Source organism: Nocardia sp. NPDC059764 (assembly GCF_042732555.1).
GTDB lineage: Bacteria > Actinomycetota > Actinomycetes > Mycobacteriales > Mycobacteriaceae > Nocardia.
This window is the reverse complement of sequence record NZ_JBHWHH010000056.1, coordinates 19,728-39,842: the sequence shown is the minus strand read 5'-3', so window position 1 is coordinate 39,842 and position 20,115 is coordinate 19,728. Positions and strand designations below refer to the sequence as shown.

The window sequence follows — 20,115 nt, the reverse complement described above, 5'->3', positions numbered from 1 at the left end:
GACGGTTCCGGTGGGTTGCGATGGGCGAGCTCGGGTCAGGAGACGGGCGTGAGCGCGGGCGGCTGCCAATCACCGTTGGTGGCTTGGGATTTGGGCGCGTAAAGCCGGAAGTTGAGACTGAACGGACCCGACGCCGGGATCGGCAGCCAGTTACCGGCCGGCACATCGGCTCCCGGCTCGGCGTTCTGGACGGCGATGTCGACGCTGCCGTCGGGGTTGGCCGTGGGCGGGATCAGATGGCCGACGGCGTAGATGCTGCCGGGGTTGTCGTAGAAGTAGCCGTCCGCGGCGTACGCGGTGATCGACCAGAACGCGTCCACCGGCGGGAGCTGCCCCGCGGCGAAGTGGAGGCGGTACCGGTGCGGGCCGTTGTCCTGGTCGGGCTTGGAGGTGTACATCGGGTAGATGGCGTCCTCGGGCAGGTTCGCGCCGAGCCCGAGCAGTGCGACATTGGCGCGCTGGGGGTAGTCGGTGCCGTAGGTGCCGAGATTGGTGGCGAATTGCCAGCCGTTCTCGTCCTTGGCCTGCGGGTTCTGGTAGGTGCTGATGCCGCGTTTGGCGGCGGTCGCGGCGGCGTCCAGCTTGTCGGCGGGCAGCGTATCGACACTCGCGCCGGGTTTGATGCCGACGCTGGCGAACCGTTTCATCGCGTCGGCGTCCGCGGCGGCGGGCGGGTTGGCGGCCGTGAGGGTGCTCAGCTTGGCGAAGAAGTCGTGGCCGTTCATGTCGGCGACCGTTCTGGCCGCCTCACTTCCCGGCGTCGCGGTCGCGGGTGGGTTGCTGGTGCCCGGGTTCTGCTGCCATGCGCTCAGCGGCGCGATCTTGATCTGGTCCTGGATGGCGTGCACGGCGTCCAGGTCGGCGGGGCCGTCCACCTGTACGCGCCCGAGGATCCAGGCCATGTTGGTGGGCATCGGCATCGCGGTGATGTCGTCGGGCAGGGTGCCGCTGAATCCGGGGCCGGTGAACGCGTAGGTGAACGGGCCGTCGGTCTTGCCGGATTTCAGCTGCGGGCGCACGCTACTGGGATTGTGGGTGACATTGGTCCAGGCGTCCATGGTCTGCAAGAGCCAATACCGGCCGCGCTCCATGGCCGGTACCTGCACGACTATCGGCTCGGACGAAAGATCCAGCCACGCTTGGGAATACAGCGTGTCCTGGTTCATACGCACGATCGATCGGTTGGCGGCGTCGGGCAGGGTCCTCGCGTGATCGAAATGGTTCACGGGCGCGGCCCCGGCGCGGGTGGCGTCCATCAGGACCAGCGGATACCCGAACACATACGCGTCCGTCGCCACCGATTCGATGTCGCCGGCAGCGGCCGAGGTGGTCGAGTTCGACGTGGAGTCCGACGACGTGCCGCACGCCGTCAACCCGACCGCTGCGGCCGCGACCACACCGACAATCTTTACCGCCGATCGGCGGGAAACCTCTTTGGCTACCGTCATGGTGCGACGGTAGCCAGAGGTTCGCTCTAAGTGTGCGATTTCGCGGCCCGCGTCGTGCTACCGGATGGGCTGTGCGGCCGGAAAGGTCCAGGTGCCGTCGAGGACGTTCTGGTGGGCGCGGTAGAGCCGGACCATGTAGTTCCAGCCGGGTTCGATGGGCAGGCAGTTGGGGATCTGGCCGTCGCAGCCGCCGAACTGGATGTCGACCGAACCGTCGGCGTTCTTCTTGGCGGTCACGTCGTTGATCGAGTACGCGTTCAGCGGATTGGGCTGGTAATAGCCCTCGGCGTTGTACACGCTCACCGACCAGAACCCATCGACCGGAACGTCTTGCACGTGCAGCTTGTAATTGACCTGGCCGTTGTTCTCCGGTGGCGTCACATTGAGGTAGAGCGCGTCCTTCTCCGGGTTTCCGCCCCAGGCCGACGCCGCGGTGATGAAGTGGCGCACCTCGTCGACCTGCCCCTTGGGACCGAACGCGCGCCGGGTGTCGGGCAGCGTGGCGGCCAGGGTCAGCAACGCATTGCGAATGCCGTCCTGGCTGGCCTGATCCCATTGCGGAATCTCGAATGTGCCGGGCGCAGCCTGCTCGGTCTTCATCTGATCCTGCAATCCGTGGACCACGTCGACGTCTTGCGGATTGGTGGGATCGACGAAGGTCCGGATGCCGAACATCACGTACCGGGTGCCGATCTTGTTCTTGTCGTAGGTGTATTTGCCTGCCTTGTAGACGACTTCGGGAGTGTACTCATCCTCGGTGAATACCTGCATCGACATGAATCGGCTGCCCGAGTCGGGCAGGGTGACGGTGACCGGTCCGGCGTCGAGGTCGAATACGGCCGACGAGTACAGGGTGTCGCGATTGGCGCGCACGACCGTCTGGTGGTCGATCGGCATGGGCTCGCGAATGTGGTGGAGCTTGCCGAATCCGCCGTCGGCGACCGTCGCGGCGAAGTAGCGGTCGGATTCAGCGCGCACGAAATTGTCCGCGGTCACCGTGGCGGGCTGGTTCGCCGGATACTCCGGCGCCACGGACGGCGACATGCCCGCCGACGCGCTCGAGGCAGTGTCACCGGAATTGTCGGAACTACTGCAGGCGGCCATCACCGTGCAGGTCAGGGCCGCACCAGCCAGGACCGCACCCCATCGATGTAGTTTCACGCGAACACTCCTCCTCGAGCACGTGCCCGGCCGGACCGCACACCGGCCGAGCCATTGGCTAATACTCAGCTAGCTGAACAGACCGTACGCGCACAGGAGTTGAGCACGGGATATTTGACTGACCGCGTCGGCACCCCAGCCGAACATGAGGGCCTTGCAGGTTGACATTTGACGGTGATTTGTAACACACTCGCGGGGCTCAATGGACGTGGGAGGGTGTGGCGATGACCGATCACGCGCGGACGGCGCTCGAATTACTGCGGGACAGCAGCCAATTCAAGTGGTACGTGATTCCGCTGTTGCTGGTCGTCATCTACGTGTACGCCACCGAGGTCGAGCGGCGGAACTGGAATGTGCTGTTCGCGGGGCTGGCACTGTGGGGCATGGACCTGTTCAACGAGATCTGGAATTCGCTGGTGTTCCACGGCACCGGGCGGGCGCCGGTGTGGGGCGCGACCGGACCGACGGCCTATCAGATCCTCATCGGGTTGAACATCGAGATCTGCTTCATGTTCGCCATCATGGGCATCGCGGCGGCGAAGATGCTGCCGCCCAAGGACACTCGTATCCTCGGGCTACCCAACCGGCCGGTGCTGATCGCGCTGAACTCCGCGGCCGCGGTCGGGGTCGAGGTGCTGCTCAACAAGATGGGCGTGCTGACCTGGGACTGGTCCTGGTGGCACGCGGGGTTCCCGTTCCTGATCTGGCTGGTCGGCTATGTGCCGTTCTTCGTGGCCTGTTTCTTCGTGTACGACCTGCCGACGGTGCGGGCCAAGGCCATCGCGGTCGGCGCGATCCTGGGCGTGGACGCGCTCGCCATCGCGATCTTCGGCACCCTCGGGTGGCTGTGATGACCGATCCAACCCTGCGCCACAGCGTGCTCGCGGCGGCTGCCGGACTCGCCTTCGCGCTGGCCGTGCCCCAGCAGGCCGCGACCGCCGCGCCTACCTGCGATCTGCTCGGCACCGTCGGCACCCCGGAGCCGGGCGCGGATGAGACCACCGCGGGGTTCGACGCGTTCCCCGCCGCCACCATCGCCTTGCCGGACCGGGTCCTGCTGCGCGGCACCGCGGACACCTTCAATCGCCGCTGGTCCTTCGCCGCCCGCGACGGCGCGGTCTACGTCAAACCGGCCGCCGCGCAGGGCGGTTGGCGCACGCTGCCGCTGCCGGGCTGCCTGGCGGGCCGCATCGTCGGGGTGTCCGCCGATGACGACGAGCTGATGGCAGTGGATGTCGACGGCCGCTTCTTCACCCTGGACCGCATTCTCAGCGCGCCCAAGGACTGGAACTGGTCCAGCCGCTACGGCACCCCACTGTGGACCGGTCCGGGCAACACTCTGCCACCGGGCACCACAGCGTGGACTTGGTCGGTGATCTCCCCCGGCGAGGACCATGTCTGGCGCGACCCCGCCGGCAACGACCACGCGGTGGGCGGGGCCAAGGTATCGCACGTGTACGCGCTCACCGACGACGGGCATCGCATCCACTACGTGGACCCGTGGCTGCCGCTGGACCACAGCTATGAGATGTCCACCCCCGCGGGTGGACGTTTCCGGGCGGTCGGTATCTCCACCAGCGGTTCGACCACCTTGGTGGTGAACCGGTTCGGCGACCTCTACACCCGCCTGTACGACTTCGATATCTCCGGCGCGGACAAGGTCTTCTTCCGCTACTCCTACGAGGACCAGCGCGGCCGGCCCGAAGCACCCGACACGCTCGCTGAGCGCATCGACGACCACTATGCCGCGATCCAGCTGCCCGCACCCGACTGGACCGCGCAGCCCAAGATTCCCGGGCAGATCACCGACCGGGTCTCGGTGCACAAGACCGGGATCGGCTCGGCCGCACGCGAACTGCGTGTGGAGGGCGTCGCCGACGGGCGCACCGGGTACTGGGTGAAGACGCTGACCGCCGAGCACTGGGATTTCGTGCCCACCGATCAGCCGCTGACGGGCAAGATCCTGGACAATTCCCTGGCGGACCATTCGGTCGACGACAGCGTGCCCGTGTCCCCGTACGCCTACGCGGGCACAACCCCATCGGGCGTGGGAGCGCGGATCGAGAACTTCGATCTCGCGGTCTCCCCCACGCCCCTGCGCCTGGAGTTCGCCGACGGCAGCCGCCTCGATCTGATCCTGCACACCGTCGACGGACTCCGCCAAACCGTCCAGCCCGCCGGAATCACCGATCAGCCAAGGGGTTTCGACGGCAGCATCGAGGTACCCGCGGCCACCTCGGCCGCGATCGCCGACCAGCCCGAGACAGTCCGCCGGTTCGTGCGGACCGCGCTGGGCGACCGCCGCTTCACCGACACCGCGGTCCGCGTCACCACGAGCGGCTTCGCCATCGACGCCCTCGCGGTAGCGCTCCCCCGCACGCACTGACGACGGAGAACGGCTGTCCGACCGGGGAATCAGAGGTCGGGCAGCCAGTTCCCGTGGAACCCGTGCGGCACACGGCGTGGCAGGTGGATGGTGCCGATCGGCTCGCCGCCGAGGTCGTCGGCGTCGAGAATGACCAGGTCACTGCGGTTTTCGGCGGCGTCGTAGACGTAGGTCATGAGATAGCCCGCACCGCCGGGGGTTTCGTCGGCCGCCGCGAACGCGGCTTCGGCGGGCACTCGGCCGGGACCGAAGTCGTGGACGGTGCTCGACCCCGTGTGCAGGTCGTAGCGCAGCAGCGCGCCGGTGCCGCAGCCGGAGACCGAGGCGTGGCCGTAGCGGGCGTCGAGCCCCGCCAATCGGTCGTCGATGCGCGGGAATTCGGCGATCCGGTCGTCGATCCGTTCCTCGTGGACGGCCCCGGTGGCGAGGTCGAGGGTCCAGCGCCACAGGTTCGCGCCGGTGTCGAAGCCCTGGGAGGTGTCGCGCCACATGCTCGGATACCGCATGGCGTAGAGCACGATCCGGCCCGCGTCGTCGTGGGCGTTGAGGGTGTGGAAGACGTAGCAGGGTTCGATGTCGAACCAGCGCACCGGACCGTGCGGGTCGTCGCGGCGCAGCACGCCGATGCGCGCCTGGTAGTCGTCGCTCCACCGGAACGGCATGGCCCCACCGGACATGGCGGTCTGCCTGTCGAACACCACCGGCAGATCCAGGAACAGCACATGCTTCGCGGTGAGCGCGAAGTCGTGGTGCATGGTGGCTGCCGGGACGTCGATGGCGCGACTGAGTTCGAGATTGCCCGCGGCGTCGGCGCGGTGGTAGGTCAGGTACGGCTCGAGGAAGTCGTACCCGAAGAAGTGCAGTTCCCCGGTGACCGCGCAGGTCTTGGGGTGCGCGGTCATGGCGGTGGTGAGCTTGCCGTCGAAGTCGTAGGGGCCCACGGTGTCCAGCTCGCTGGTCAGTTCGTAGGGGAACGAGGATTCGACGAGGGCGAAGCTGCGGCCGGCGTGCCGGACGATGTGTGTGTTGGCCGCGCCCGCGGCGTAGTCGCGGTTGCCCTGCGCGTCGATGCCCTGCGCGCCGTCGGTGAACCGGGTGGTCCGCACCCACCGATTGCGGTAGGAGACAGCGCGTCCGCCTTCGAGGCGCACCCCGTGCACCATGCCGTCGCCGAAGAACCAGTGCGGGGAGACGGCGTCGTGCGGGTTGGGTCCGTTGCGCACGAACCAGCCGTTGAGGTCCTCGGGAATCGTTCCGGTGCAGGGCAATTCGTAGGCGGTGATCTCGTCGGGGACGGGTGCGTAGTTGCCGGAGAGATGAGGAGGAGTGGTCATGATCGATACCTGTCTGCCCGAGCAGCGGATGCTCACGGCTGCGACATTCCAGTTCTGACATGTCCAAGATTGAGCCTCCTCTTCCGACATGTCAAGAGTGGAATGTAAGCTGAGCCCATGAGTCTCCGGTATGCCCTGCTCGGATTGCTGTCCGACGGTCCCGCCAGCGGCTACGACCTGCTGCGCACCTTCAAGCTGTCCCTGGCCAATGTCTGGCCCGCGACGCAGAGCCAGATGTACACCGAACTCACCAAGCTCGCCGACGCCGAACTCATCGCCGTCACCGACGAAGGTCCGCGCGGGCGCAAGGAGTACACGATCACCGCCGCCGGGCTCGCGGACCTGCGCACCTGGCTGACCGCCACGACGCCGAAGGAGGTGCACCGCAACGAGATGCTGTTGCGGGTCTTCTTCCTCGGCGTCATCCCGCCGACCCTGGCCCGCGCGTATCTGACCGATATCGCCGAGCGGGCCGAACGTGAGCACGCGAACCTGCGCGAACTCGAGCAGGGCATCGACTGGAACGAACGCGACCTGTCCCGCTACGGCCATCTGGCCCTGGAGTACGGGGCGCGCGCCACCGCCCTGAATGCCGAATGGGCCCGCTGGGCGCTGGAAAACCTACCGCCCGAACAGGATTGAACCGCTACAGGCCGAGCCCGTGCGCCAGCACCGGCCACGACGCGGGCAGTTCGTCGTCCCAGTAGCCCCACGAGTGGGTGCCGTACGGGTGCAGTTTCACGGTGGCGGGGATGCCGAGCTCCTCGAGCCGGTCGCCCATGGCCCGGGTGCACTGATCGGTGGCCGCCTCGAGAATGCCGCCCACCAGGATCTGGTTCGCGAGATTGTCCCCGGCCCCGGCGAAGTGCTTGTCGAGGACCTTGTCGTGGGGTCCGGGCATGCCGTTGCCGCTGGACAGGTACAGGTCCAGGCCGCGCAGTCCCTCGGCGTGCAGGTAGGGATCATTGGCCGCCCACTGCGGGTCCCCCGACGGCCCGTACATATTGATGGCGTCACCGCCGCCGAAGGCGACCGTGATCCGCACGAACGCCTCCCCGATCGGATCGGCGATCCGCGCACAGCCGCTGTAGGCGGCCACCGACCGGTACAACCCCGGCTTGACGATCGGCAGTTGCAGCACCGAGGTGCCGGACATGGACACGCCCACCAGCCCGTTCAGGCCGTTCGCGCCGAGCGCGGCATCGATGAGCGGCGGCAGCTCCTCGGTGAGGTAGGTCGTCCACTTCATGACGCCCAGCCGCGGGTCCGGGTGCCGCCAATCGGTGTAGTACGACGCCGCGCCGCCGATCGGCTGCACGACATTGACGTTCTTGTCCGCCAGGAAGTCGAAGGCGTTGGTGCGCTGATCCCACGACGCCGCTCCCTTGCCGCCGCTGCCGCCGCTGAGCATGTACAGCACCGGCCGCGGCACGGAGGTGTCGGCCGGGCGCTGCACGTCCACCGGGAAGTCCATGTTCATGGCGGCGGAATGCACGGTGAACTGCAGGTGCCGATCGTCGATCACGCGGGTTGCCACAATCCTCGAACCGTCCGCCGCGGCCTCCCCGCCGCTGCCGGTCGAGAAGGGCAGCGCATCGGGTTCGGCCTTGGCCGCGAGATCGAAGGGCGTCGAGGTCAGCGCGAGCATTCCCGTCGCCGCCATCACCGCCGCACTGCACATGATCGAGCGGAATCGCACGTCGGGGGTTTTCCTGGTTCTCGCATGCCGCGCCGGGTTCGAATCCGGGCGGGGGGTGTTCTCCGGCGGCCATGACCGCCCACGGCCCGACCAACTGCGCATCGGGCACGCGGCGGACAGTCTGGCACACGCCGTCGAACGGCAGATTGCCGGATCGTTGCGCACACGGAACAGCTTGCGCACCGGATCCCGAGGCGCGAGTGAACTCGGCGGGTTACCCGAGAGTCAGGAGTTTCGCCGTACCGGACACGACGTTCTGGCTCTGGTCGACCAGCGCGACCCGAACCTGAACGGGCGCACCCTTTTCCAGGGCCGGCTCCCCCACGGCCGGGCTGAGCGCCACGGTGGCGGTGTGCTGGGAGCCGTCGCAGTTGAAGGTCGTCTGCGCGCCCGTGGCGGCGGGTCGGTCGGCGGTGGGATCGCCGACCATCGCTTGAATACTGCTGACGCCCGCCGAGGACTCACAGGTGTAGTCGATCCCGATCGAGGTCGCGGCGGCGGAGGTGACCGCGATCGAATTGGCGGCGAGCGCGGGGGCGGCGGTACAGACCAGGCTCACGCCCAGCGCCGCGAGCGCGGAGAAGGACAGGGCGGAGCGGTATCGATTCCGGATGGTGACCATGGATATTCATGCCTCCTGGGTGAGGGACGTGAATCACTGAACACACTCGGAAAAAGACGCCCGGCCAGTATGGCCGGGCGCCTCCGTGGTCCAGCGCGCGGGTCCCGCACCCGGGAGAACCGCACCGCCCGGCGAGTCACCGGGCCTGGCGATGCGGCGGTCGATCAGCGGCGGGTCACTACTCGCCCGGGTTCAGCACCACCGGCAGGCTGGTGTGGCCGTTGGAGATGAAGCTGCCGATCGGGGTCAGCTCCGCTGCGGGCGCAGCCAACCGGAGGCCGGGGAAACGCTCGAACAGCGCGGGAAGCGCGATCGCTGCTTCCAGGCGGGCCAGCGGGGCGCCGAGGCAATGGTGGGCGCCGTAGCCGAAGGCGACGTGCTGGTCCTTGGTGTCGCGCTGGATGTCGAATCGGTCCGCGGTCTCGCCGTGGATCTTCGGGTCGCGGCTGGCGCCGGCGTACGAGGCGAGGATGGCCTCGCCCTTGGGGATCACGACGCCGCCGACCTCGATGTCCTCCACCGCGTAGCGCAGCGGCAGGTGGGCGACCGGCGCCTGGTAGCGCAGGGTCTCCTCGATGACGTCGTTCCAGGACGCCTGCTCGCCGACGACGGCGGCCAGCTGCTCCGGGTGCGAGAGCAGCGCCACGATGGCCTGGCCGAGCAGGTTGACCGTGGTCTCGTGGCCCGCGTTGATGACCAGCATCAGCGTCTCGACGAGTTCCTTGTCGGACAGCTGCGAGCCGTCCTCGTCGCGGGAGGCGATCATGGCGGTGGTGATGTCGTCGCCCGGGTGCTCGCGCCGGTAGGCGACCAGCTCGCCGACCCGCTCGTACATCTCCAGGAAGTTGGCCATGGCCTCCTCCGCGGTCAGCGACCCGTCGAAGAAGCCGTCCACGCACTTGTGGATCGCGGCGTCGAGGTGCTCGGGCACCCCCATGAGCCCGCTGATCACGCGGATCGGGACCGGGTAGGCGTAGAGCGAGCGCAGGTCCGCGGTCGAACCGGCCGGGAGCTCGGCGAGGTCATCGAGCAGTTCGGCGACGATGGCCTCGATGCGCTCGCGCATGGCGGTGGTGCGGCGGTGGGTGAAGGCCGGGGAGACCAGCTTGCGCAGGCGGCGGTGGTCGGCGCCGTAGGCGGTGAACATGTTCTCCACCGCGACCCAGGGCAGCAGCGGCCAGGCCTCGGTGATCTCGCCGTTGCGGAACGCCGCCCAGTGCTGACGCGGGTCCTTGGAGACGCGCTCGTCGGTGAGCAGGCCCTTGAGCACTTCCTGGTCGGTCACCGACCAGGCCTGGACGCCGCCGGGCAGCTCGACCAGCGCGACCGGGCCCTGCTCGCGAATCCGGGCGGATTCGCCCTGGATATCAGTGCCGGTGACATCCAGCACGATCGGGCTCTGGGACATGAAAAGCTCCTTCTACACCGCGCGCAGCGCGGGACTGATCGGGAATTCGACCGGCAGTGCCACCATGGCGCGGTGGAACGGGCCGGGACGCCAGGAGATCTCGTCTTTGCCGACCGCCAGCGCGATGTCGGGCAGTGCGTCGAGCAGCTGGTCGATCGCGGTCTGCGCGACCAGATACGCCACCGAGCGGGCGGGGCAGGCGTGCGGGCCCGCGCTCCAGGCCAGGTGCGAGCGGTTCCCGGTGCGGTCGCCGCCGGCGATCTCGGGATCGTTGTTGCAGGCCGCGAGGCTGATCAGGACCGGTTGGTGGGCGGGCAGCCAGGTGGTGTCGATGAGCACCGGCTGACGCGGGTAGCTGATCGAGAAGTTGGCCATCGGCGGGTCGTTGAAGAGGACCTCGTCGAGGGCGTCGCGGGTGGAGAGGCTGCCGCCCAGCATGTCTCCGCCGAAGCGGTCGTCGGTGAGCATGAGCAGCAGCGTGTTGGCGATCAGGTTCTGCATCGGCTCGAGACCCGCGCCGTAGAAGCTGACCAGCTGGTACAGCATCTCCTCGTCGTTGAGCGCGGCCGGGTGGTGCGCCATGCGGGAGGTGACGTCGTCGCCGGGCTCGGCGCGGCGCAGCGCGATCAGCTCCATGAGCGCCTCGGCCAGGGTCTGCATGCCCCACGCGGCATTGACGGTGTCGAACAGCGCCGCCATGCCGGTGGCCACCCGCTGCCCGATATCGGTCGAGCAGCCCACCACCTGGTTGAGCACCTCGAACACCAGCGGCAGCGCGTAACTCGACACCAGGTCGGCGCCGCCCTCGGCGGCGATCCCCGCGATCAGCGGGCCCGCGATCTCCTCGACGGTGGAATGCACCGCGTGCAAGTCGATTCCGTCGATGGCGGCGGAGTAGGCCTGCCGGTAGCGCAGGTGCTCGGCGCCGGCATTACGCAGCGCGTTCGGGTACCACTGCATCATCGGCCGGATCGGCGAGTCCTCGGGGATGGTCTCCTGCCAGACGCGCGGGTCGGCGGGAAAGTGCTCCGGATCGTTGAGGATTCGCAGGGCGGTCCGGTAGTTCACGACCAGGGTGGCCGGAACGCCCGGGGCCAGTTCGATGGGCACCATGGAGCCGTAGCGTCGCCGCATCTCCCGGTAGGCGGCGTGCGGATCGGCCGCGAATTCCGGTGTGCCCAGCAGGATCCTGAGCTCCTCGGGAGCGACACCCGCTCCGCCGCGAACCGGACATCCCTGAACCCCCGCGAACCCGCCTCGCGACCCTGTCGTGTCCACGACCGAAACTCCCTATCGACGAACAACTTTCACCGCGCCCCACCGAGCCTTGTCGATCGGGCCACCACATCGCAGACTAGCAGCCCCGCAGCACACCTACCGATTTTGTGAAATGCCAACGGCCGCCGGGGCTCCTCGGGCGGGCCGCTATTCCTCGACGATCGAGGTGATCAGCGTGCGGCCGCTCACCGTGCGGGTGGTGACCGTCTGGGTGAACGCGTCCGGCAATTCCCCGGGCCGCTGCTGCATGACCTTGACCGCCCAGTGCTCGTCATCGCCGGGGGCGATGCGGCCGACCTGCACGCAGTAACGGGTGCCCACCGGCAGCGAATCGATGCCGGTCTGAATGGTCGCCGGATTGGCCACATTGGAGGCGTCGCCCGCGACGAATTGGCTTGCCACCGAGCCGGAGCGGAGCACGTAGTAGGCGTACTGGAAGGCCAGGATCGCATCGGGGCCACTGGCGATGCCACCCGGATCGGTGCCGGTGACACTGTCGGGAGTGCGGCGGGTCTGGCAGCCGTCGGCGGCCGCGGCGGCGGACGGGTTGACCGACGTGGCCACCGCGGCCGTACTCGGGCGGGCCGGGGCCGAGGTGCGCGGGCTGGTCGTGGGCGCGGCCGAATCCTTGGGACTCGGTTCCATCAGCGCCGAGAGCAAACCGACCGCGGCGGCGGTGGCGCCCACCGCCACGACGACCGCGAGCACCACCAGCAGGGTGCGTGACCGCGCCCAGGGCGCCGACTCCGGCACGGCGGCGTGCCGGTTCTTGTCGCGCGGATTCTTCGCCTTGGGCGGCGGAACCGCCGCCGCCGACCGTGATTCGGTGAGCACGCCGCTCACCGCCGCGGACAGTTCGGCGCAGGTGGCGTAGCGGTGGCGGGGGTTCTTCGCCATGGCGCGCGCCAGGATCGGGTCCAGGGCGGCGGGCAGGGCCGGGTTGAGCGCGTGCGGCGCGGGCACGGGCGCCTTCACGTGCCGGTAGATCAGCCGGGGCAGGTCGGTGTCGGCGTACGGGGGTGTGCCGGTGAGCATTTCGAACAGCGTGCAGCCCAGCGAGTACACGTCGGCGCGGCGGTCGACGCGGGCCTCGTCGTTGAAGCGTTCCGGCGCGGTGTACTGGAAGCTCGCGACCACCTCGCCGCGCCCGGTGATGCCGCGGACCTCGTGGTTGGATTCGGCGATGCCGAAGTCGGTGAGCAGCGCCCATTCTCGTGGTTGCGCGGTGAGCAGGATATTGGCGGGTTTGACGTCGCGGTGCAGCACGCCCGCGTCGTGGGCGTAGTCGAGGGCGCGCGCCACGTCGGCGGTGATGGCGGCGGCGCGGCGCGGTTCCAGGGGCCCGGCGAGCAGTTCTGCCTCCAGGTCCGAGCCGTCGACGTAGGCCATGGCCAGCCACAGCCGACCTTGTTCCTCACCGCGCGCGTAGATGGTGACGATGTTCGGATGGGCGAGCCGGGCAATGATATTGGCCTCGCGCAGGAATCGCTGCCGGGTCTCGGCACTGTCCCCCGCCACCACATTGAGCAGCTTCAAGGCGACGAATCGGGGCAGGTCCCGGTCGTGGGCCAGGTACACCTCGCCCATTCCGCCGACGCCGAGGAGCCGCTCGACCCGATACCCGGCGAAGGTCACTCCCGGCCGGAGCTGCTCAGCCAAACAATCCTCCCGATTCACCTGCACCGCAGACAATACCGGGGCCGATCGGCGGCCGGAGGAATGGTTCGGATCGGATGCGGCGGGGCCCGGGCGCACCGGGATTTCCGCTGGCTAGGGTGGGGTGCGACCAGCACCGCACCGATTCGGGAGGCCCATTGACCGCCGCCGCGCGACCGCGCATCGCGGTGGTGATGGGCGTGGCGGGATCCGGCAAGTCCACGGTCGCAGGCATTGTGGCGCGGACGTTGGGCTGGGATCTGCTGGAGGGCGACGACCTGCACCCGCCCGCCAATCGCGCGAAGATGGCCGCCGGTCAACCGCTCACCGATGCCGATCGGGCCCCGTGGCTGGCGGCCGTCGCGGAATGGATGTCCGCGGAGTTCGCGGCGGGCCGTTCGGGAGTCGTCGCCTGTTCGGCCCTGAAACGCTCCTATCGGGACATCCTGCGCGCCGGCCGCACCGGGTACCCGGACGCGGACCTCACCTTCGTGCACCTCACGGGTTCCCGAGAAGTACTGCGCGCCCGCCTCCTCGCGCGCACCGACCACTTCATGCCGCCGGACCTGCTGAACTCGCAGCTCGAGACCTTGGAGCCGCCCGGCCCGGACGAGCAGGCTATCACCCTCGAAATCGATCGTCCGCCAGCCGAAGTCGTCGCCGCCGCACTGGCCGCCCTGCGTTCTCACAGCTGACGCGAAGCTTCAGCTCAGCTTCAGGCCGCGTCTCTACCATCGACGGCGTGTACGCACCGAGAATCGCCGCCGCGGTCCTGCTCTCCACCGTGTTCCTGGCCGCGGGGTGCACGTACCCGCGGGCCCGCGCGGCGGCCGACACCACCGTCACCCTCGAATTCGGCGGCCTGCAACGGCAATACCTCGTCCACTACCCCGCCAACCGCCCGCAAGGCCCGCTGCCCGCGGTCCTCGCCTTCCACGGCGGTGGCGGCACCGCCCGGAATCTGGCGGAGACCTCCGGCTTCGACAAGCTCTCCGACACCGAGGGCTTCATCGCCGTCTACCCCGACGGCTACGAGAGATCATGGAACGACGGCCGCGGCGCGGACACCAAGGCGGGCGCGGCCGGAATCGACGACGTGGGTTTCGTTGCGGCGGTGATCGACCGGCTGGTCGGCGGCGACGGCGTGGACCCGTCCCGTATCTATGCCACCGGAATGTCCAACGGCGGCATGTTCACCGAACAGCTCGGCTGCCGGCTGTCGGGGAAGCTCGCCGCCATCGCCCCGGTCGCGGGGCCGCTCCCCCAGGCGGACGAATCCGACTGCACCCCCGCCCATCCCCTGCCGGTGTTCGAGATCCACGGCACCACGGACCCGATCGTCCCCTATGACGGCGGTGTCGTCCGGGTCACTTCGGGACGGCACGGCGCCGGCACCAGCCCCGTGCTGTCGGTCGACGCGACCCAGCAGTGGTGGCGCGAGCGCGACGGCTGCGCCGACGCGACCACCACCCAGCTCCCGCCGCGGACCGACGACGGAACGTCGGTCACGCTACGGTCCGCCGACTGTAGGAACGGATCCGCGGTGCAGCTCTATACGGTCACCGGCGGCGGTCACACCTGGCCGGGTGGCCAGCAGTACCTGCCGGAGGCCATTGTCGGCAAAGTCACGCACCAGTTCGACGCCGCCGACGTGATCTGGCGCTTCTTCGCTCGATTCTCGGCATAACCGCCGGTCGAACACGGGACAACCAGGACTTACCGGTACCGTGGGCCAATGGCCGCCCTACAGTTTGCCTGTCGGTAACTCTCGTATGAAACAACCAACGCCTGAGCGACGGATGGTTCCATGAGAGGTGGGCAGCACGTAATGCCGCGACCGCAGGCCGATATCGAGATAGACGCGAACCCGATGTTGCGGGCCGCCCTCGCGCCGCGAGCCCGCACCCTGGTCGACATTCTCGCCGCGACCGCCGCGGCACACCCCGACGCACCCGCCATCGACGACGGCGAGGTGGAACTCGGATACGCGGAACTGCTCGCGGAGATCGCGGTCGAGGTGGACCGGCTGGCCGCCGCGGGCGTGCGCGCCGGGGACCGGGTCGGGGTCCGGATGCCGTCGGGTACGCGCGGGCTGTACATCACCATCCTGGCCGCCCTGCACGCGGGCGCGGCCTACGTCCCGGTCGACGCCGACGATCCCGACGAGCGCGCCCGGCTGGTGTTCGGCGAGGCCCGGGTGTCGGCCATCGTGACCGCCGCCGGCATCGAGACCACAAGCGTCCCACGCGAATCCGGTGACACGAGGACGCGACCGGCCGCCCCCGCCCCCGCCCCCGCCGACGACGCCTGGATCATCTTCACCTCCGGATCCACCGGCACCCCCAAAGGCGTTGCGGTGACCCATCGCAACGCCGCCGCGTTCGTCGACGCCGAAGCGAACCTGTTCCTCCAGCACGAGCCCATCGGCCCCGGCGACCGGGTACTGGCCGGTCTCTCGGTCGCCTTCGACGCCTCCTGTGAGGAGATGTGGCTGGCCTGGCGGCACGGCGCCTGCCTGGTCCCGGCCCCGCGCGCGCTGGTGCGCACCGGGGCGGACCTGGGTCCGTGGCTGGTCCGCCGCGAGATCAGCATCGTCTCGACCGTCCCGACACTGGCCGCCACCTGGCCCGCCGAGGCGCTGGAACCGGTGCGGCTGCTCATCTTCGGCGGCGAGGCCGTCCCGCCCGAGCTGGCCGAACGCCTGGCGGGCAACCAGGACTCCGAGCGCGAGGTGTGGAACACCTACGGCCCCACCGAGGCCACCGTGGTGGCGTGCGCGGCGCGGCTGGACGGCGGGTTCCCGATCCGCATCGGCCTGCCCCTGGCCGGCTGGGACCTGACCGTCGTCGACGCCGCCGGAAACCCGGTGGGCGAGGGCGAATCCGGCGAGCTGGTGATCGGCGGCGTCGGCCTGGCCCGCTACCTCGACCCCGCCAAGGACGCCGAGAAGTACGCCCCGCTGGAATCGGTGGGCTGGGAACGCGCCTACCGCAGCGGCGATCTGGTCCGCAACGACCGTGAGGGCCTGGTGTTCCTGGGCCGCGCCGACGACCAGATCAAGCTCGGCGGCCGCCGCATCGAACTCGGCGAGATCGACAACGCGCTGCAGCACCTGCCCGGCGTGACCGGCGCGGCCGCCGCCATCCGGACCACCAAGGCGGGCAACAAGATCCTGGTCGGCTACCTCACCGGCCCCGACGCCGACTACGACTTGACGGCCGCCAGAACCATTCTGGCCGAACAGCTTCCGGCTCCCCTGGTGCCGCGCCTGGCCGTGGTCGGCGAGCTGCCCACCCGCACCTCCGGCAAGGTCGACCGCGACGCCCTGCCCTGGCCGCTGCCCAAGGCGGTCGCCGCCACCCCCGAGGCCGGGCTCACCGAGACCCAGCGATGGGTCGCCGGACTGTGGGATTCGATCCTGGGCGCCGAGGTCACCGATCCCGACGCCGACTTCTTCGACCTGGGCGGCGGCTCCCTCGCTGCGGCCCAGCTGGTGGCGGCGCTGCGCGAACGGCATCCGCGCATCGCGGTGGCCGACCTCTACGACCATCCGCGCCTGGGCGCGCTGGCCGCCTTCCTGGACGGCTTCGCCCCGACCGAGACCATCGAGGAACGCGTGGTCCGGCCCGTGCCGCTGTCCGCGCAGCTGTTCCAGGTGCTCGCCACCATCCCGCTCACCACCCTCACCGGTCTGCAATGGCTGACCTGGCTGGCCACCGTCGGCAATATCGCCGCCTGGTCGGGCTCGCTGCCGTGGCTGCCGCACCTGTCGTGGTGGTGGACCCTGGCGGCGTTCGTCCTGTTCATCTCCCCGCCCGGCCGGATGGCGCTGTGCGTCGCCGGGTCCCGGCTGCTGCTGCGCGGCGTCGCGGCCGGCACCTACCCGCGCGGCGGCCTCGTGCACCTGCGACTGTGGACGGCCGTGCGGCTGTCGGAGGCCAGCGGCGCGGAGAACCTGTCCGGCGCACCGTGGATGGTGCCGTTCGCCCGCGCGCTCGGCGCGACCGTCGGCAAGGGCGTCGACCTGCACACTCTGCCGCCGGTCACCGGCATGCTGCGGCTCGGCGACGGCTGCAGCATCGAACCCGAGGTCGACCTGGCCGGGTATTGGATCGACGGCGACGCGGTGCACATCGGCCCGATCGAGATCGGTCCCGGCGCGGTGGTCGGGGCGCGGTCGATGCTGCTGCCCGGCACCAGGATCGGCCGCAATGCCGAGATCGCGCCCGGCTCGTCGGTGTCGGGCAAGGTCAAGGCCGAACAGGAGTGGGCGGGCTCGCCCGCGGTGAAAGTCGGCCGGGCCCAGCACCGCTGGCCCGACGCCACCCCCGCGCGCGCCTCGCACTGGGTGGCCATCTTCGGCGTCACCTCCATGCTGCTGGCCTCGGTGCCGATCCTGGCGCTGGGCAGCGGCGGTCTGCTGATCGCCTGGTGGATTCGCGACACCCAGACGCTGACAGCGGGTTTCGGGCGCGCGTTCGCCATGCTGCCGGTCGCCATGCTGCTGGTGCTGGGCGTGTACGCGACGGTCACCATCGTGTCGGTGCGGCTGCTGGCCATCGGGCTCACAGAGGGCCACCACCCGGTGCGCAGCCGCCAGGGCTGGCAGGCCTGGGCCACCGAACGCCTGCTGGATTCCGCGCGCACCTTCCTGTTCCCGCTCTACGCCAGCCTGCTGACCCCGGTATGGCTGCGCCTGCTGGGCGCGAAGGTCGGCAAGCGCGTGGAGGTTTCGACCGTGCTGCTGCTGCCGAAGTTCACCGTGGTCGCCGACGGCGCGTTCCTGGCCGACGACACCATGGTCGCCAGTTACGAATTGGGCGGCGGCTGGCTGCGGATCGGTGAGGCCAAGGTCGGCAAGCGCGCCTTCCTCGGCAACTCCGGCATGACCGCGCCGGGCCGCCGGGTCCCCAAGAACGGCCTGGTCGCCGTGCTGTCGGCGGCGCCGTCGAAGGCGAAGGCGGGCTCGTCGTGGCTGGGCAGCCCGCCCATCCGATTGCGCCGCGCCGCCGAAACCGCCGACACCGCACGCACCTTCGACCCGCCCGCGCGGCTGCGGATCGCCCGCGCGGTGGTGGAGACCTGCCGGTTGATCCCGGTGCTCGTGACCTTCGCCATCGGACTCGGCGTGCTGTTCGCCCTGGCCTGGCTGGCCCAGACCCTCGGCCACCTGCCCACCGCCCTGCTCAGCGGCCTGGTGCTGCTGACCGCGGGCGCGGTCGCGGGCTCGTCCTCGGTCATCGCGAAATGGCTGCTGGTGGGCCGGATCGGCACCGAGGAGCATCCGCTGTGGAGTTCGTTCGTGTGGCGCAACGAGGTGGCCGACACCTTCGTCGAGCATGTCGCCGCACCGTGGTTCGCGCGGGCCGCCACCGGAACACCTGTTCTGAATGTCTGGTTGCGTGGACTCGGCGCGACAATCGGCCGCGGGGTATGGTGCGAATCCTATTGGCTTCCGGAGGCTGACCTGGTGACCCTCGGTGACGGCGCGACCGTGGAACGCGGCTGCGTGGTGCAGACCCATCTGTTCCACGACCGCATCATGGCCATGGACACCGTCACCCTCGGACCCGGCGCCACCCTCGGCCCGCACTGTGTCGCTTTGCCCGCCAGCGTGATCGGCGCGGGCGCCACCATCGGACCCGCCTCGCTGGTCATGCGCGGCGACAGCGTCCCGCCGTCCACCCGCTGGTGGGGCAACCCCATCGCACCCTGGCCGGACGGGAGCCGCTGATGGTGAATCCGATCGACGAACCCATCGACGATTACCTGCCGCAGAACGGGAATCGCGGCTACCGGGTCTCGCGCTACGACCTCGAGCTGGTCTACAAGGTCGCGAGCAACCGCCTGGCCGGGCGCGCCGACATCACCGCGGTGACCACCGGCGCGCGAGATCGCCTCGCGCTGGACCTGTCCCAGGCGCTGTCGGTGTCCAAGGTGCTGGTGAACGGCGCCAAGCCCGCCAAATACGCCCACCAGCGCGGCAAATTGGTGATCACCCCGCGCCAGCGCGTTCCCGCGGGCGGCGCGCTGGTGCTGACCGTGCAGTACGCGGGCCCGCCCATGCCGGTGCGCGGTCCGTGGGGCGAGGTCGGCTGGGAGGAGCTCACCGAGGGCGCGCTGGTCGCCAGCCAGCCCAATGGCGCGGCCTCCTGGTTCCCCTGCGACGACCATCCCAGTTCCAAGGCCAGCTACCGGATCTCGATCACCACCGACTCCCCCTATTACGCGCAGGCCAACGGCACCCTGGTGCGCAAGCAGACCAAGGCCAGCCAGACCACCTGGGTGTACGAGCAGCCCGAACCCATGGCGACCTACCTGGCGACCATCCAGATCGGCCACTACCGCAAACAGCGCATCGACGCGCCGCGCGGATCGGTCCCGATGCAGGCGGTGCTGCCGCCGCGGCTGCGCCTGCCCTTCGAGCACGACTTCGCGCGCCAGCCGCGGATGATGGAGGTCTTCTCCGAGCTGTTCGGGCCCTACCCGTTCGAGGCCTACACGGTGGTGGTCACCGACGACGAGCTCGAGATTCCCATCGAGGCCCAGGGCATTTCGGTATTCGGCGCGAATCACTGTGACGGGCAACGCGGTTCGGAGCGACTGGTCGCGCACGAGCTGGCGCACCAGTGGTTCGGCAACAGCCTCACCATCCGGCAGTGGCGCGACATCTGGCTGCACGAGGGCTTCGCCTGTTACGCGGAATGGCTCTGGTCCGCGGCCGCGGGCGGGCCCTCGGCCGATCAGCTGGCCCGCACCGCGCACCGCAACCTGGCGCGGCTGCCGCAGGACATCCTGCTCGCCGACCCGACCCCGGAGTTCATGTTCGACGACCGGGTCTACAAGCGCGGCGCGCTCACCCTGCACGCTCTGCGCCTGCAGCTGGGCGACGCCACCTTCTTCGACCTGCTGCGCGCCTGGACCGCGCGGTACCGGCACGCCTCGGTGAGCACCGACGAATTCACCGACCTGGCCGGGCATTACAGCAACCAGTCGCTGCGGCCGTTCTGGGACGCCTGGCTGCACGCCCGACCGCTGCCGCCGCTGCCCGCACTCCCCGCGTACCGGACCGATTTCGAGGCCGGGTAGACTTCCAGCGAACACGTTGTTGATCATGGATGTG

At 69.5% G+C, this 20,115-nt stretch carries 15 protein-coding genes; 7 read left to right on the top strand and 8 right to left on the bottom strand.

What is annotated here, in order from left to right:
- Window positions 1-35 precede the first annotated feature (35 nt).
- Window positions 36-1,448, bottom strand: coding sequence for a DUF1254 domain-containing protein (locus ACFV4K_RS15185; protein ID WP_379275238.1), 1,413 nt, complete (start codon window positions 1,446-1,448; stop codon window positions 36-38).
- A gap of 57 nt (window positions 1,449-1,505) precedes the next feature.
- Window positions 1,506-2,444, bottom strand: coding sequence for a DUF1254 domain-containing protein (locus tag ACFV4K_RS15180; protein WP_379275242.1), 939 nt, complete (start codon window positions 2,442-2,444; stop codon window positions 1,506-1,508).
- A 389-nt stretch (window positions 2,445-2,833) separates the two neighbouring features.
- Here ACFV4K_RS15180 and ACFV4K_RS15175 point away from each other — a divergent pair, with 389 nt between their 5' ends.
- Both ACFV4K_RS15175 and ACFV4K_RS15170 read left to right on the top strand, forming a co-directional pair.
- The gene (locus tag ACFV4K_RS15175; RefSeq protein ID WP_379275237.1) at window positions 2,834-3,460 is read left to right on the top strand and encodes a hypothetical protein; all 627 of its coding nucleotides are present in this window, start codon (window positions 2,834-2,836) and stop codon (window positions 3,458-3,460) included.
- Window positions 3,460-4,995: a hypothetical protein gene (locus ACFV4K_RS15170; RefSeq protein ID WP_379275236.1), complete on the top strand. Its 1,536-nt coding sequence runs from the start codon at window positions 3,460-3,462 to the stop codon at window positions 4,993-4,995. The genes ACFV4K_RS15175 and ACFV4K_RS15170 overlap by 1 nt, the downstream gene beginning before the upstream one ends.
- A gap of 29 nt (window positions 4,996-5,024) precedes the next feature.
- Here the strand turns inward: ACFV4K_RS15170 and ACFV4K_RS15165 are convergent, their stop codons facing one another.
- Window positions 5,025-6,329, bottom strand: coding sequence for a carotenoid oxygenase family protein (locus ACFV4K_RS15165; protein ID WP_379275235.1), 1,305 nt, complete (start codon window positions 6,327-6,329; stop codon window positions 5,025-5,027).
- A 117-nt stretch (window positions 6,330-6,446) separates the two neighbouring features.
- Between ACFV4K_RS15165 and ACFV4K_RS15160 the strand changes: the two genes are divergently transcribed.
- On the top strand, window positions 6,447-6,971 hold the full coding sequence (locus tag ACFV4K_RS15160) for a PadR family transcriptional regulator (RefSeq protein WP_379275234.1): 525 nt from the start codon (window positions 6,447-6,449) through the stop codon (window positions 6,969-6,971).
- 4 nt (window positions 6,972-6,975) lie between these two features.
- Here the strand turns inward: ACFV4K_RS15160 and ACFV4K_RS15155 are convergent, their stop codons facing one another.
- From ACFV4K_RS15155 to ACFV4K_RS15135, 5 genes are all read right to left on the bottom strand, one after another.
- Window positions 6,976-8,010 carry an alpha/beta hydrolase gene (locus ACFV4K_RS15155; protein ID WP_379275241.1) on the bottom strand — a complete coding sequence of 345 codons (1,035 nt, stop codon included), beginning with the start codon at window positions 8,008-8,010 and terminating at the stop codon, window positions 6,976-6,978.
- Window positions 8,011-8,242: 232 nt separating this feature from the next.
- Window positions 8,243-8,650 (bottom strand): hypothetical protein, encoded by a 408-nt coding sequence (locus tag ACFV4K_RS15150; RefSeq protein WP_379275233.1) that lies wholly within the window; start codon window positions 8,648-8,650, stop codon window positions 8,243-8,245.
- Between the two features lie 178 nt (window positions 8,651-8,828).
- Window positions 8,829-10,058 carry a cytochrome P450 gene (locus ACFV4K_RS15145; protein WP_379275232.1) on the bottom strand — a complete coding sequence of 410 codons (1,230 nt, stop codon included), beginning with the start codon at window positions 10,056-10,058 and terminating at the stop codon, window positions 8,829-8,831.
- A 12-nt stretch (window positions 10,059-10,070) separates the two neighbouring features.
- Complete coding sequence (locus ACFV4K_RS15140) at window positions 10,071-11,336, bottom strand: cytochrome P450 (RefSeq protein WP_379275231.1); 1,266 nt, start codon at window positions 11,334-11,336, stop codon at window positions 10,071-10,073.
- Window positions 11,337-11,483: 147 nt separating this feature from the next.
- Window positions 11,484-12,995 carry a protein kinase gene (locus tag ACFV4K_RS15135; RefSeq protein ID WP_379275230.1) on the bottom strand — a complete coding sequence of 504 codons (1,512 nt, stop codon included), beginning with the start codon at window positions 12,993-12,995 and terminating at the stop codon, window positions 11,484-11,486.
- 191 nt (window positions 12,996-13,186) lie between these two features.
- Between ACFV4K_RS15135 and ACFV4K_RS15130 the strand changes: the two genes are divergently transcribed.
- The 4 genes from ACFV4K_RS15130 to ACFV4K_RS15115 all read left to right on the top strand — a co-directional run bounded on the left by ACFV4K_RS15130 (window position 13,187) and on the right by ACFV4K_RS15115 (window position 20,081).
- Complete coding sequence (locus ACFV4K_RS15130; RefSeq protein WP_379275240.1) at window positions 13,187-13,687, top strand: gluconokinase; 501 nt, start codon at window positions 13,187-13,189, stop codon at window positions 13,685-13,687.
- 47 nt (window positions 13,688-13,734) lie between these two features.
- Window positions 13,735-14,679, top strand: coding sequence for an alpha/beta hydrolase family esterase (locus ACFV4K_RS15125; protein WP_379275229.1), 945 nt, complete (start codon window positions 13,735-13,737; stop codon window positions 14,677-14,679).
- Between the two features lie 141 nt (window positions 14,680-14,820).
- Window positions 14,821-18,726 carry a Pls/PosA family non-ribosomal peptide synthetase gene (locus tag ACFV4K_RS15120; RefSeq protein ID WP_379275228.1) on the top strand — a complete coding sequence of 1,302 codons (3,906 nt, stop codon included), beginning with the start codon at window positions 14,821-14,823 and terminating at the stop codon, window positions 18,724-18,726.
- The gene (locus ACFV4K_RS15115) at window positions 18,726-20,081 is read left to right on the top strand and encodes a M1 family metallopeptidase (protein WP_379275227.1); all 1,356 of its coding nucleotides are present in this window, start codon (window positions 18,726-18,728) and stop codon (window positions 20,079-20,081) included. Before ACFV4K_RS15120 ends, ACFV4K_RS15115 begins: the two co-directional genes overlap by 1 nt.
- Window positions 20,082-20,115: the final 34 nt, after the last annotated feature.